This window comes from Streptococcus sp. 20925_1_77, from assembly GCF_041432125.1.
In the GTDB taxonomy this organism is placed as follows: Bacteria; Bacillota; Bacilli; order Lactobacillales; family Streptococcaceae; genus Streptococcus.
The window spans coordinates 1-12,974 of record NZ_JAPVZB010000002.1 but is presented as its reverse complement, the minus strand read 5'-3'; the positions used below and the strand labels follow the sequence as shown (position 1 = coordinate 12,974).

Here is a 12,974-nt window from a genome sequence, read left to right as displayed (position 1 = left end):
AGGGAGGGGTTAGCCTCTCTCTAGTATGTTTGTATTATTGTTATCCACCTTCACCAAGTAAAAAATAATTATTAAATAGTATATCAGACCCTCATCCTCAATCCTTCATCTTCACTTGCCCTTTTTCATAGCAAAAAAGAGGGATCTAAAAGGATCCCCCTTTGAAAGTAATCGATAAACTTTATCCTTTGAGATTAGCCATCTGGAAGAGCGGAATCACATAAGGAACAATAGACATCAGGATAGTGAATAGCACGAAGAACCAGAACCAGAAGGAAGCGAGGGCACGCTGGAAAACTCCCGGTTGAGGTTTATTGGCTTGAATATAAGCTTTGATAGCTGGCCATTTAGTCGCAAGAACCACTATCATGACAATGGAACCAATAGCTAAAACACCAATTTGGAGCCAATTCGCTAGCCCCTCGTCCACATGATAGGCCACATAATGCAAGCCTTGGGAAATCACAAAGTTATTGAAAATGTGATAGAAAATAGCCCACCAGATATTGTATTCAAAGGCAATGTAGCCGAAACCTAGACCAATGATACTCGCGAAAAAGAGCTGATCAAAATTGGCATGGAAGAGACCAAACAAGATAGCCGTCATGACAATGGCAAAGACCTTGCCATACCGTTCCAAGCCACGCAAGCCTGCCCCACGGAAGAAGAATTCCTCTGTGATTGGACCAAAAAACCCAGCATACAAGAGCATAGTCCATGATCGCTCAATCGTATCACCTAGATCTGGTGTTGGAGAATGAAGGCCAATGGTCTCAAACATGCGCTCAATCATTTGTGTCATCACAGATGAAAAGACTTGAGAAAAGCCAAGAAAGGCGAGAAGAATAAAGAAGACTGAAAGAGTCATCTTACGTCCCTTGTGCTTAAGATCATATTTATAAAGGGCCTTCTTGCGATAGACATTAAAGAGAAAGAGTCCAATGGAAATAGAGATAAGGTAGGGAATACCTGCCCAAACATTCAGGGCATTGAGTTTCTCCGTTACTTGACTTGGATCTTTTCTGAGAGAGCCTGCAATGGTCAATCCAAGGAGGACTTCCCACAGGACGGTTACCAAGGTCATTACCAAGAGATAAATGGCAAGTGTACCGGAATACCTTCCTATATCTTTTTTAGGGTCTAATAATCGGTTGTATTGGTTCATTTCTTCCTCCTAGAAAATAGATAAAAACTCGCACACATTCCTTCGTATAAGACAAAGAAAATCAAAAAGGCATGCATAAAGTAGTCTTCTGGTAATGCAAGAATAATCGAATCCACGCGCGGATCAAAGAGCCAAGTATTGTCCCCAGCAAATAAGACTTGATGAAAGAGCGTAAAGAATTGATCAAAGCCAATCATAACAGCCATCACTGCAAGCACTACTGGTAAAACCATCATCCAAAAGAAGAGACTACGGTACAAGGTAAGGTAGCCTTTTTTGACGACTGTCCGCATAAACTGGATAAAACCAGGTAGTGTGACCACAAAAACAACCGTCACTAAGTGAAATAAGTACTTGACGGCCTCAAAATGGTGCAGTCCATTTTTTGAAGAGGGGAATTGAGGCATCTTCAACACCCATTGAAAAGGATTGGTCAAGTAGTTCATCAAGACATTAAAATTCTTCATGATAACAGAAGCCGAAAAACCAGTCCGGCTTTGAATCCCCAACCAATGAATCTCCATGGGATAGAGGGCCCAGGCTAGAGCAATGGTGAGAAGGATTGCAGCTGACAAGATAAAGAAAAATAGGTTGATTGATTTCAAACTTTTAAGCATCAAAATCCCACTCCGCTAAACTGGAAACAACATGTGTCGGTGCAATTGGTAAGGTCGGCACTTCTTCTGGTTTGGTAAAACCTGTCGTCACCAAAAGGGTTGGAATCCCATTGTCAATACCTGCACGAATATCTGTTAGATAATTATCCCCGACCATAACGACTTCTTCTCTTTCAAGACCCAAGTGTTCAATAGCCTTATCCATGATGATGGCCTTTGGTTTTCCAATGATCACTGGCTCCACCCGTGTCGCTGCTTCGACAAGGGCAATCAGGGATCCCGCACCCGGCATCAAGCCACGCTCTGTTGGAATGTTCAGGTCCGGATTGGTTCCAATAAAGTGAGCTCCTTTTTGAATCGCCAAGGTCGCAATAGCAAACTTCTCATAATCCACTTGCCAATCCAGGCCAATCACCACATAATCAGGCGCTTCTTCATCGATGATATAGCCAGCTTCTTCAATAGCATCTTTGAGCCCCGCTTCTCCGATCACATAGACCTTTTTGCCCAGATTTTGATCATTCATGTAGTCAATGGTCGCAAGGGTAGCTGTATAGATAGTCGAAACTGGGGTTTCAATATTGAAATGAGTGGCCAACATATCCCGAACAGTCTCTGGTGTGCGGGTTGTATTGTTGGTCACAAAGAGATAGGGAATCTCACGCGCCTGCAGTTCATGAACAAAAGCTTCTCCTGCAGGAATTCGTGATTTTCCTTTGTAAATAGTGCCATCCAAATCAATCAAATAGCCCTTATAGTGCATTTATTCTTCCCTTTCTGTGTCAGCTTCTTCATGCAACTTCTCTGCATCGACTCGTCCACCAGAACCATATAAGAGCAAGGCTCCAGCATAGAGGACAAATTGTAACACCAAACCTGTAAAATTAATCCCTTGACTTCCCGATTGGGTGAACAAGAAGGATGCTACCATGAGGATCACAATGGTCAATAACAAGCCTATCACGGTTGCCTGATCCACACTGATTTGATAAACCGTGCGTTTGGTGCTCCGATTTTTCCCGTCAGACTTAGTTTCTGGTTGCAAATTCTCCACAAAATCCGTCACTAAGGTCGCAGCGAGGCTGACTGTTGTGCTAAAGAGCACGCCTTGGGACAAGCGGTGATAGAAATTGGACCAGAAGGATCCTGATTGGCTAGTAATCCCAATCGAGAAGATCATGACCGGTAAAAGAAAGGCCAAGGTGAAATGGATCCAGACCCGATACCAGCGTACATCTTCTCTTAAAAAGCGATTAAAACTCTCTAAATTCAAGCGATAGCGGAAAAATTTATAAATTTCCTCTACTAGGATGATGCCCAAAGCACAAAGAGTCAAGAGCCAATCTCCCAACATGTACAAAGGGTTCTTTTGACGCTTGGCATAGGCCACAACCCGTTTTTGATAGCTTTCAAGTTCCTGTTTTTTATTTTTTAATCTTCTACTTTCCATAATTCCAACCCTTTTCTTCTACTTCTTCCCACTCAATTTCAGCTTGGGCATTGATCTGACCATCTGAAGTAATTTGGTGCTGAGTTTTCAAGCCCTCTTGTTCATATTGAGAGGTGATGAGACCTCCTGCCAGCACTTCTTTGACATATTTCAGATGAACTTTTTTAGGGACATGATGGGTCAAGAAGTCTGCTCCCATCACCTCAAAAACCCAATCCAAGTACTTGCTATTGTTGACATGTCCGTTCATATCCAAGTCGTAAAACCGAACCCGGTATTCTTGTTCGACGCTGCCTTCTAATTCTTTGAAACGGGGACCACGGAGCATGGTTTTTGAAAATTCAGAGTCAAAGGCATCCGTGATTTCACTCATAACAGGATGAACCTTGCGTGTAACACGATCCATCAAGACAAAGGTCGCGACCATCTCAATGATAGTATTTCCTGCTTCATCCTTGATATTAAAGGCCCGGTAGCAGAAAAGTCGATTGTGACTCTTGGCATAGGTTTCGATAGTGATTTTCTCATCAAAAACAGGGAGACGCTCGATCTTCATATTGTAATCCGTGATAATCCAGACTAGATTGTAGTTCTCTAAAATGTACATATCACTCATACCCAGCTCAATCGATTGCATGCCCGATACCTGTAAAGACAGCAAGATCAATTGGGGAATTTTTATAAATCCATTGACATCGCTCATATCAAAAGGAATTTTCATGCTGTATTCAAATGTTTTTGCCATCTTCTACTCCAAAATAAACTTCTCTGCTACAGTGTCTCCTAAAAAGAGACCTTTCTTGGTCATGCGAACAATATCCTTGTCAGGCACCAAGAGCCCCTGCTGGATCAATTCCTCAACCACTAATCCATATTGTTGGTCAAAATTCACACCAAACTTTTCTTCGAAACGCTTCTTGGAAACGCCTGTTTTCTTACGGAGTCCTAGAAACATCTCTTCTTCCATCATTTCTGTCTGACTCAGATGTTCTTCTTGGACACGCGCATTTCCCTTTTCGACCGCCTGCATATAGTGACGGATAGGCCCATGATTCTTATAGCGAACGCCATTGACATAGCCGGATGCACCAGCTCCTAAGCCATAATACTCCGCATTATTCCAATACATGAGGTTGTGCCGACTTTCAAAACCAGGCTTGGAGAAATTGGAAATTTCATAATGCTCAAAGCCCGCACGCTCCAACTCCTGAATGATGTATTCAAACATTTCCGCTTCTAACTCCTCCTTTGGTAGAGGAAGCTTGCCCCGTCTCATGCGATTCATAAAGACCGTGTGATTCTCCAGAATCAAACTATAGAGACTCATGTGGGGAATGTCAAGGGCAAGAGCCTTAGCGACATTTTCCTGGACCTGCTCCATAGTTTGCGTCGGAAGCGCATAGATGAGGTCGATCGAAATATTGTCAAAACCAGCCAGCTTCAGACGATCGATATTGTCATAGATATCCTGCTCTTGATGGCTCCGACCAATCTTTTTGAGCAAGCGATTATCAAAGGTCTGTACCCCCAATGAAACCCGATTAACCGGTGAATCCTTTAAAACAGCGATCTTATCCGGATCCAAATCACCAGGATTAGCCTCGATGGTCAACTCCTCCATCTGAGAAAGATCAAGCGACTTAGTTAGCTCCTTGAGCAGATAGGCTAGCTGATCTGCAGATAAGGCTGTCGGTGTCCCACCCCCAATATAGAGAGTCCGTAAGTGTGTGATTTCTTCCCGACGAAATTCTTGGATCAAATGATCCAAATAAGCATCGACTGGTTGGTTCTTAATAAAGACCTTCGAAAAATCACAATAAAAACAAATCTGGGTACAAAATGGGATGTGGACATAAGCGGACGTTGGTTTTGTATGCATATCTTTAATTATACCATAAAATCCCCCCGAGTCCGAAAAGAAAAGGGAATAAGAAGCAAGGAATTCCTTGACATTAACGAATAAAAGGAATAGAATAAATCTAATCATATTCGGAGGTAAGGAGATATGAACAACTAAGTTTCGTTAAATAAAATACTTTATTTAGTGGACTGCTTGTTCTATCTCTTTTTGTGTACCCTCTCGCCTATTCTCCAACCATTTGTTGGCTAAATAAGGTTTTTTTCTGCTTGGGTTTCACTTGAATACAGCTCTACTAAATAGGTAGAGCTGTTTTTTGTCCCAGTAGAAAGGAATCTTATGCTAAAACTATCCCACCTCACTATCCGACATACAAAAGATTTACGCGATCTGGTTCGTGATCTGTCCCTAACCATTCATGAAGGAGAAAAAGTTGCCATTATTGGCGAAGAAGGGAATGGAAAATCTTCCTTACTTCAGGTCCTCATGTCCCCAAAATCTCTACCAGATTATCTGACCATAGAAGGAGAAATCACCACTTCCTTTCACTCCTATGCCTATATTCCCCAAACTTTACCGGAAGCTTTGAAGGGAAAAACCTTGGAAGATTATTTTTTTGGAGAGGACGAGCTAGACTATGCCAGCCTCTACAGATTGGCTGATCAATTGCATTTTAATAGCGAGCGCTTTGCAAGCGATCAAGCTATCGGAAGTCTATCTGGAGGAGAAGCCCTCAAAGTCCAACTGCTTCACGAACTTTGTTGTCCTCATGAATTGCTATTTTTAGATGAACCTTCAAATGATCTGGATTTGGAGACCTTGGATTGGCTCCAGCAGATGATCCAAACGAGTCCCCAAACCATCCTATTTATTTCCCATCATGAAGATTTTTTGACTCAGACGGCGGATACCATCATTCACCTCAGACAGATCAAACACCGCAAGGAGGCTGAAACCATTGTAGAGCACCTAGGCTATCAAGACTACAGTAATCAGAGGGAGCAACAATTCAAGCAACAGTCTCAGCAAGCGGCCAACGATCAACGAGCCTACAAGAAAACAATGGAGAAGCACCGTCGCGTCCGTCAGCAAGTCGAAACATCCTTACGAAACACCAAGGATAGCACTGCCGGACGTCTCCTAGCAAAGAAAATGAAGTCCCTCCTCTCACAAGAAAAGCGCTACGAGCGAGAATTCCAATCCATGACTTCCCAACCCTATGATGAGGAAATCATCAATCTGCATTTCCCTCCCCTCACTCCCTTGTCTCCTCAAAAACGAGTCCTTCTCTTAGATCAGGAAGAGCTCGCAATTGGTGACCGTGTCCTGGTCAAGAACCTCTCTCTTACTCTTCTAGGACAGGATAAAATAGGGATTATCGGTTCCAACGGTGTAGGGAAATCCACTTTTCTAAAAATGATCTGGGAGATCTTACGGAAGAATGAAAGTATTCGCACTGCCTATATGCCTCAAGATTACACTGAACGCCTTCCTTTGACTCAGACACCGGTTCAATTTCTACAGCATTCAGGCGATCGCGAAGAAATCAACACCATTCAATTGCATTTAGCCTCCCTCAACTTTACTTATTCTGAAATGCACCATCCTATCTCTGAACTTTCTGGTGGCCAGCAAGGCAAACTCTTTCTCCTTCAATTAGTACTCACAAGTCCCCAGTTTCTGCTCTTGGACGAGCCTACTCGCAATTTTTCCCCCACTTCCCAACCAGAAATTCGTCGCCTATTCGCAGACTACCCAGGCGGACTGGTTACAGTCTCCCACGATCGGACCTTCCTCAAAGAAGTCTGCCAAAAAATCTATTGTCTGACAGAAAATGGCTTCGTAGAGATAGAGTCGCTCTAACGTAAAAAAGATTGGATAAAAAACCAATCTTGTAGAACGAAGAAAAAATGTTCTATTATACAAATCTAACAAATCCAGAGTTATCCAAGCCTCTATTGAAACTTTTCCGCCGTGAGAAAAGTGCCTGAAACGTAATAGTTTCAGGCACTCGGAATTATTGAGACCTTAGGCTCAATAATTAGTCATGGAACTTCGAAGAAGTTCGCTGACGTCCGTTCTCACCTAAGGAAAGTTTCTAAGAGGACTTTGTCTTCAATTTGAAAGATTGGCAAAAACCAATCTTTTTTCTAATTCTTCCCTGCCTCTTGTCCCATTTCTTGGGTGCGTTTGTAGGTAGCTTCCACTCCTGCAATGATGTTGCCTCGTAAGCCGACTTGTTCTAAGCGATTGACTCCTGCGATGGTTGAGCCACCTGGGCTACAAACTGCATCCTTCAAGCTTCCAGGATGTTGCCCCGTCTCTAAGACCATACTGGCGGCCCCTTTGAAAGTCTGAGCCGCCATCTGAAGAGACTGACTACGTGGTAATCCCAAGGCTACTCCTGCATCCGCCATTGCCTCGATCATCTGATAGACAAAGGCTGGACCACAGCCTGCAACAGCAGTTGCAGGATCCATCAATCTTTCTTCGATTTCATAGAGAGCTCCTGCTCCTGCTAAGAGCTGTTTGATTTGGGCTAGTTGCTGATCTGTCACTGCTTGGGAGCGGGTCAGACTGATGACACCTTGACCAATGGCTACGGGCGTATTAGGCATGATGCGGATGAGCCCCACCCGCTCATTTTTAACTACACTTGCCATTTGCTCCAGTTCCAGACCTGCTGCCATAGAAACCAAGAGGAGATTGGAACGTTGTCCCAAAATGTCCTGGTACTCTTCAAGTAAAGGGCAGATTTGATAGGGTTTAACCCCTAAGAAGATGACCTCCGCCTCTTGAAAGACTTGTTCAAGATTAGACGCAGTTCCCCCATACTGGCTGATAAACTCTTCCACCTTTTGTGGGGAACGGTTGACCAAGAGCAGGTCTGTACTAGCCACTTCTTTTGCGACCGCTTTGGCCAGACTAGCTCCCATGTTTCCAAGACCGATAAATGCTACTTTCATGACTTACCTCACTTGACCATTTCCACTGACGATATACTTGTAACTAGTCATCTCCCGCAGTCCCATCGGTCCACGCGCATGGAGTTTTTGGGTCGAGATCCCCATTTCACAACCTAGGCCAAATTGTCCCCCATCTGTAAAGCGTGTAGACGCATTGACATAAACAGCTGCTGAATCTACTTGCTTGGTAAAATAAGCGGCTGTATCAGGATTTTCAGTCACAATGGCATCCGAATGATGGGTGCTATGAGCTTCTATGTGGCCTACCGCTTCCTTGACTCCATCAACAACCTTGACTGCTAAAATATAATCTAAAAATTCGGTATCAAAATCCTGCTCCTGCGCTACTGTTCCCGAAATGATGGCCTGTGCGTCCTCATCTAGGCGCAACTCAACCGATCTTTCCCGCTCATCCACTAAGCGCTCTTTGACCAAGGGCAAGAAATCAGACGCGATCGCTTGATCGACCAACAAGACCTCCATAGCATTGCAGACAGAGGGGCGACTGGTCTTGGCATTTTCAATAATCGCTAGGGCTTTCTGGAAGTCAGCCTCCTTGTCCACATAGACATGAACAATTCCTGTTCCTGTCTCGATCACAGGGACAATAGCATTTTCAACCACTGCTTGGATCAAGCCAGCTCCTCCTCTTGGAATGAGCAAATCGAGATCGCCCTTAGCCTTCATCATAGCAAGGCTGGACGCTCGACTCGTATCTTGGATCAATTGGAGAAGGTCTGGATTGAGTCCAGCTTCTTCCAATCCACCCTTGAGTGCGGTCACGATCGCTTGGGCAGAATGAAAGGCATCCTTTCCAGTACGAAGAACCACTGCATTTCCACTCTTGATGGCAAGCGCTGCAGCGTCTGACGTTACATTTGGACGACTTTCATAAATGATCCCAATGACGCCCATAGCGACTCGAATCTTCTGGATTTTAAGGCCATTTTCCAAAACTTCAGTATCCAGCACTTCCCCAATCGGATCTGACAGATCGATTAAAGCACGGATCCCTTCTGCCATCCCTTCAATCCGCTCTTGATCAAGAAATAGACGATCTAGCATGACTTCAGAGATCTTCCCGCGTGCCGCTTCCATATCGATTTGATTGGTTGCTAAAATGGCTTCCGTCGCTTTCAGAAGCTGGCTGGCCATAGCTTCTAAGGCCTGATTTTTAAGAGCTGTACTGGCCGTATTGATGCTTTTCTTAGCCGATCCCGCTAAGGCAAATTGTTCTTGTGTTGTTTCCATACATTTTCCTTTAGAATTCTGTAAAGAGTAAGTCAATCTCAGGAGTTACCGAGATCCAATCATCCCGGTGGATGAGGATTCCCTTGGCTTTTTTAGATTGGAGCATATCGCGCACAGCCGACTGGCCGAGACGAACTTTCCCTTTCCCTAGTAATTGTCCTGACTCTTGATGATAGACGCTGACGATGTCTTGATAAGAAAAATCCCCTTCTGCCTTAGTCACACCCGAAATTAATAAGCTCTTTCCATATTGCAACAAGGCCTCAGCCGCTCCAGCATCCACCCAAAGAGCTCCTTTACTTTCTGCATAAAAGGCTAGCCATTGCTTCTGGGTTTTTAAACCCTTGTCCTCTGCAAGGAAGTAACTGCCATCTGCTTGCTCTTGCGCCGCTTCGATCAAGGCATCAGGCTTGAGAGATGAGCAAATATAGACAGGAACCCCAGACTCTGTCGCAAGGGTCGCTGCCTTGAGTTTGGTCAGCATACCGCCAGTTCCATTGCTACTACCCGCACCTCCAGCCATCTCGATCATCTCGCGAGAAATGTGCTCGATCCGCTCCAAACGCTTGGCTGTTGGATCCTGAGAAGGATTGGCTGTATAGAGGCCATCGACATCCGTCAACAGCACCAAAAGATCCGCTTGGGCCATGGCCGCAACCTGCGCACTCAAGGTATCATTGTCACCAACTTTTAGCTCAGCGATAGAGACCGTATCATTTTCATTGATAATCGGAATCGCCCCACGGTTGAGTAAGACAGAAAGGGCCTGGTGGGCATTCTTATAGCGACGTTGATCCGCAAAGTCATCCTGGGTTAATAAAATCTGTGCAGAAACAATATTGCGTAAAAGAAGATTAGAGGTATATTCTTCCATCAATAAACCTTGACCAACTGCCGCAGAGGCTTGCTTGTCTGCCACCTTAATCGGCCGTTTCTTAAAACCAAGGGCACCAAACCCAGCAGCAACCGCCCCTGATGAGACCAAGATCAACTCATGGCCCGATTCGTGTAAGAGAGCCAACTGCTGGGTGATGACCTTGACCTTCTGTCTAGAGAGGCTCCCGTCTGGATTGGTCAAAGACGAGGTCCCTACTTTAAAGACGATTCGTTTTGCTTTCATCGCTGTGATTCTTTCTAATACTATTTATTTCGTAAGTAATGAAAGTGACTGAATCTCCATTCAGCCATTCTCCATTATCCTTTTCGAAGGTCTTCCAGCGTTTTCTCAAAGATCGCTGGCACTTCTGCTGTAAATTCCAAAGTCTCTCCTGTGCGAGGGTGGGTGAAACCAAGTGTCCGCGCATGAAGAAACTGTCCTTGTCCTTTGAGTGTTTTCTTAGGTCCATAAGCAGGATCTCCAGCTACTGGATGGCCAATATAGGCCATATGCACCCGAATTTGGTGGGTCCGACCAGTCTCCAGTTGCAACTCTACCAGCGTGTAATCCCCAAAGCGTTCCAAGACTTGAAAACGGGTCACTGCAGGTTTTCCTTTAGCCGTCACTGCTTGTTTTTTCCGGTCCTTTTCACTGCGACCAATTGGTGCTTCGATCATGCCCCGATCGTTAGGAAGATTGCCATGGACAATGGCCCAATACTTCCGGAGAGGTTTTTTGTCTTTGAGTTCCTCTGCTAAGGCGACGTGGGCTTGGTCATTTTTTGCGACCATCAAGAGGCCTGACGTGTCTTTGTCGATCCGATGAACGATCCCTGGACGCAATTCTCCATTGATCCCTGAAAGGTCCTTGACATGGTATAACAGTGCATTGACCAAGGTCCCGCTGGTGTGGCCGGCACTCGGGTGAACAACCATGCCTTGGGGTTTATTGACGACGACGACATCCTGGTCCTCATAGACGATGTCTAAGGGCAGATCTTCTGCTTCATAGCTGACCTCTTCCACTTCTGGGACTTCATACTGGATGATGTCTCCTTCTTTGACCGTATACTTAGCTTTTTTCACAGTTCCATTGACCAGAACTTTTCCTTCTTTGATCTGCTCATTGGCTACAGCTCGTGACAAGGGAGTCAAATCCGCCAAAGCCTTATCCAGTCGCGCACCGGCTACTTCGATTTTAATTTCCATGCGTTTCCTCTTTCAACATCAGGATCAGGAGCAAGAAAACTCCAACTGTCAAATAACTATCTGCTACATTAAAAATGGCAAAATTCATAAAATCCAGGTGGAACATATCGACCACAAAGCCCTGACGCAGGCGATCGATAAAATTCCCCAAGCCACCTGCAATCACCAAGGTCAAGCCCATCACCATCCAAAGCGACCCCTTAAGGTGCTTATAAAGATAGTAAAAGGCCCCTACCATCACGACTAGAGTGATGAGGGTAAAGAACCATTGCTGATTTTCAAGAAGCGAAAAAGCTGCACCTGTGTTTTGAAGATAAGTCAGGCTGACCACATGGGGAATAAAAGACTTGACGACACCCAGTGGAATGTTCTTCACCACATACCATTTGACCAGCTGATCCAGTAGGACCAAAAGGACAATCGCTACTGGGACCATTGTTTTTCTCTTCATTTCTTACCTCTTTTGATCAAAATATTCTACCATGACCTCGACAAACTTCTCTGCTACAGGAGAGAGATCCATCTCTTCGCGTTTGACATAGACCATTTTATTGTCCAGGTTGTCTTCCAAAGGAATCACGGTAATGCCATTCACTGACTGGCTATCCAAAAAGCCTGATCCCGTCGCATAAGCATCTGTCCGTTCCAAGATTCCATTCAAGGTAGCCCGGTCGGTCACATTGAACATTTGTGAGCTCGAGCTGGTATCGACAAAGTTCTCTGAATAATAGAGGTACTCATCTTTTTCTTGGGTAAAGCGAACAGTTGGCAACTGAGCTAGATCTTCCATGACCAGTTTTTTCTTCTTAGCCAGAGGGTGTCCCTTGCGAAGGTAAATATGAGTCTGAAAAGGAATCAAATCCACCACTTCAAGCCCTAATTTATCGACCCGTTGCATAATTCCCTTGGTATTTTGACGGTTGAGATAAATAATCCCCAACTCACTATGCCCTTGAGCCACTTCGTCCAAAATTTGGACCGTTGTTGATTCAAAGATGCGGAAGTTTTTATTTTCCGGATAGCGGATCGAGAATTCCGTCATCAAAGGTGGCAAGAAGTCATAGTGTTGACTAGAAATAGAGAATTCTTTCTTCTCTTCTTCGGGACTGGCATATTGATTTTGAAAAATATCAAACCCTTTGACCACATCCTGCGCTTTTTCATAAAATTCCATTCCCCGACGGGTCAAAAAAGTCCCCGAACTAGTCCGACGAAAAATCTTAAACCCCAGTTCTTTTTCCAGATCTCTGACGGAGATGGACAAGCTCGGCTGACTCACATACATTTTTTCAGCAGCCTCACGAAAAGTACCACTATTGGCAATCGCCACTACATATCGTAATTGTTGTATATTCATTCTATTTTCCTTATTACAGTATCGATCTATTATACCATAAATTAGGGGCTGAAAGAAGAGATGGGTTTAAGAGACCTTCTTCTCGTGAAAATAAAAAACTGGAACTAAAACAGTTCCAGTTGATCCTTATTCAATCACTTGAGTTTCAGCTACTTTCTTGTACCAATGAGCCGATTTCTTCGGATAGCGCTTTTGGGTTTCAAAGTCTACATAGAAGAGACCATA

Annotated in this window: 14 protein-coding genes; 1 reads left to right on the top strand and 13 read right to left on the bottom strand. The window is 44.4% G+C overall.

What is annotated here, in order from left to right; genetic code table 11:
- Positions 1-181: 181 nt before the first annotated feature.
- The 6 genes from O3626_RS01385 to hemW are packed head-to-tail and all read right to left on the bottom strand — an operon-like array spanning position 182 to position 5,111.
- Positions 182-1,165 carry a lysostaphin resistance A-like protein gene (locus tag O3626_RS01385; protein WP_371494785.1) on the bottom strand — a complete coding sequence of 328 codons (984 nt, stop codon included), beginning with the start codon at positions 1,163-1,165 and terminating at the stop codon, positions 182-184.
- Positions 1,162-1,782 carry a TIGR01906 family membrane protein gene (locus O3626_RS01380; RefSeq protein WP_371495108.1) on the bottom strand — a complete coding sequence of 207 codons (621 nt, stop codon included), beginning with the start codon at positions 1,780-1,782 and terminating at the stop codon, positions 1,162-1,164. The genes O3626_RS01385 and O3626_RS01380 overlap by 4 nt, the downstream gene beginning before the upstream one ends.
- Positions 1,775-2,545: a TIGR01457 family HAD-type hydrolase gene (locus O3626_RS01375; protein ID WP_045759548.1), complete on the bottom strand. Its 771-nt coding sequence runs from the start codon at positions 2,543-2,545 to the stop codon at positions 1,775-1,777. Before O3626_RS01375 ends, O3626_RS01380 begins: the two co-directional genes overlap by 8 nt.
- Complete coding sequence (locus O3626_RS01370; protein ID WP_049471933.1) at positions 2,546-3,232, bottom strand: hypothetical protein; 687 nt, start codon at positions 3,230-3,232, stop codon at positions 2,546-2,548. It lies immediately after the preceding gene.
- Complete coding sequence (locus tag O3626_RS01365) at positions 3,222-3,977, bottom strand: acyl-ACP thioesterase domain-containing protein (protein WP_023918352.1); 756 nt, start codon at positions 3,975-3,977, stop codon at positions 3,222-3,224. Before O3626_RS01365 ends, O3626_RS01370 begins: the two co-directional genes overlap by 11 nt.
- 3 nt (positions 3,978-3,980) lie before the next feature.
- On the bottom strand, positions 3,981-5,111 hold the full coding sequence (hemW, locus tag O3626_RS01360) for a radical SAM family heme chaperone HemW (protein WP_371494782.1): 1,131 nt from the start codon (positions 5,109-5,111) through the stop codon (positions 3,981-3,983).
- 318 nt (positions 5,112-5,429) lie between these two features.
- Between hemW and O3626_RS01355 the strand changes: the two genes are divergently transcribed.
- Positions 5,430-6,953 (top strand): ATP-binding cassette domain-containing protein, encoded by a 1,524-nt coding sequence (locus O3626_RS01355; RefSeq protein WP_371494780.1) that lies wholly within the window; start codon positions 5,430-5,432, stop codon positions 6,951-6,953.
- 287 nt (positions 6,954-7,240) lie between these two features.
- On the opposite strand, the gene proC is transcribed toward O3626_RS01355, so the two are convergent.
- From proC to O3626_RS01320, 7 genes are all read right to left on the bottom strand, one after another.
- Positions 7,241-8,056: a pyrroline-5-carboxylate reductase gene (proC, locus tag O3626_RS01350; RefSeq protein ID WP_371494778.1), complete on the bottom strand. Its 816-nt coding sequence runs from the start codon at positions 8,054-8,056 to the stop codon at positions 7,241-7,243.
- Between the two features lie 3 nt (positions 8,057-8,059).
- Positions 8,060-9,307 (bottom strand): glutamate-5-semialdehyde dehydrogenase, encoded by a 1,248-nt coding sequence (locus tag O3626_RS01345; RefSeq protein ID WP_371494776.1) that lies wholly within the window; start codon positions 9,305-9,307, stop codon positions 8,060-8,062.
- A gap of 10 nt (positions 9,308-9,317) precedes the next feature.
- Entirely contained in the window at positions 9,318-10,427 is a 1,110-nt protein-coding gene (proB, locus tag O3626_RS01340) for a glutamate 5-kinase (protein WP_195529669.1), read from the bottom strand.
- Positions 10,428-10,501: 74 nt separating this feature from the next.
- Positions 10,502-11,392, bottom strand: a complete 891-nt coding sequence (locus O3626_RS01335) for an RluA family pseudouridine synthase (RefSeq protein ID WP_201037455.1) — start codon at positions 11,390-11,392, stop codon at positions 10,502-10,504.
- Positions 11,382-11,843 (bottom strand): signal peptidase II, encoded by a 462-nt coding sequence (gene lspA, locus O3626_RS01330; RefSeq protein WP_049474594.1) that lies wholly within the window; start codon positions 11,841-11,843, stop codon positions 11,382-11,384. Before lspA ends, O3626_RS01335 begins: the two co-directional genes overlap by 11 nt.
- 3 nt (positions 11,844-11,846) lie before the next feature.
- Positions 11,847-12,749: a LysR family transcriptional regulator gene (locus tag O3626_RS01325; protein ID WP_003001728.1), complete on the bottom strand. Its 903-nt coding sequence runs from the start codon at positions 12,747-12,749 to the stop codon at positions 11,847-11,849.
- Positions 12,750-12,875: 126 nt separating this feature from the next.
- Positions 12,876-12,974, bottom strand: a 99-nt coding sequence (locus tag O3626_RS01320) for a family 1 glycosylhydrolase (RefSeq protein ID WP_371495106.1), incomplete at its 5' end; no start/stop codon positions are given.

Bases quoted from the DNA above. Each gene is read 5' to 3' on its own strand.
- O3626_RS01385 (WP_371494785.1), bottom strand. From the start codon at position 1,165: ATGAACCAATACAACCGATTATTAGACCCTAAAAAAGATATAGGAAGG.
- O3626_RS01380 (WP_371495108.1), bottom strand. From the start codon at position 1,782: ATGCTTAAAAGTTTGAAATCAATCAACCTATTTTTCTTTATCTTGTCA.
- O3626_RS01375 (WP_045759548.1), bottom strand. From the start codon at position 2,545: ATGCACTATAAGGGCTATTTGATTGATTTGGATGGCACTATTTACAAA.
- O3626_RS01370 (WP_049471933.1), bottom strand. From the start codon at position 3,232: ATGGAAAGTAGAAGATTAAAAAATAAAAAACAGGAACTTGAAAGCTAT.
- O3626_RS01365 (WP_023918352.1), bottom strand. From the start codon at position 3,977: ATGGCAAAAACATTTGAATACAGCATGAAAATTCCTTTTGATATGAGC.
- hemW (WP_371494782.1), bottom strand. From the start codon at position 5,111: ATGCATACAAAACCAACGTCCGCTTATGTCCACATCCCATTTTGTACC.
- O3626_RS01355 (WP_371494780.1), top strand. From the start codon at position 5,430: ATGCTAAAACTATCCCACCTCACTATCCGACATACAAAAGATTTACGC.
- proC (WP_371494778.1), bottom strand. From the start codon at position 8,056: ATGAAAGTAGCATTTATCGGTCTTGGAAACATGGGAGCTAGTCTGGCC.
- O3626_RS01345 (WP_371494776.1), bottom strand. From the start codon at position 9,307: ATGGAAACAACACAAGAACAATTTGCCTTAGCGGGATCGGCTAAGAAA.
- proB (WP_195529669.1), bottom strand. From the start codon at position 10,427: ATGAAAGCAAAACGAATCGTCTTTAAAGTAGGGACCTCGTCTTTGACC.
- O3626_RS01335 (WP_201037455.1), bottom strand. From the start codon at position 11,392: ATGGAAATTAAAATCGAAGTAGCCGGTGCGCGACTGGATAAGGCTTTG.
- lspA (WP_049474594.1), bottom strand. From the start codon at position 11,843: ATGAAGAGAAAAACAATGGTCCCAGTAGCGATTGTCCTTTTGGTCCTA.
- O3626_RS01325 (WP_003001728.1), bottom strand. From the start codon at position 12,749: ATGAATATACAACAATTACGATATGTAGTGGCGATTGCCAATAGTGGT.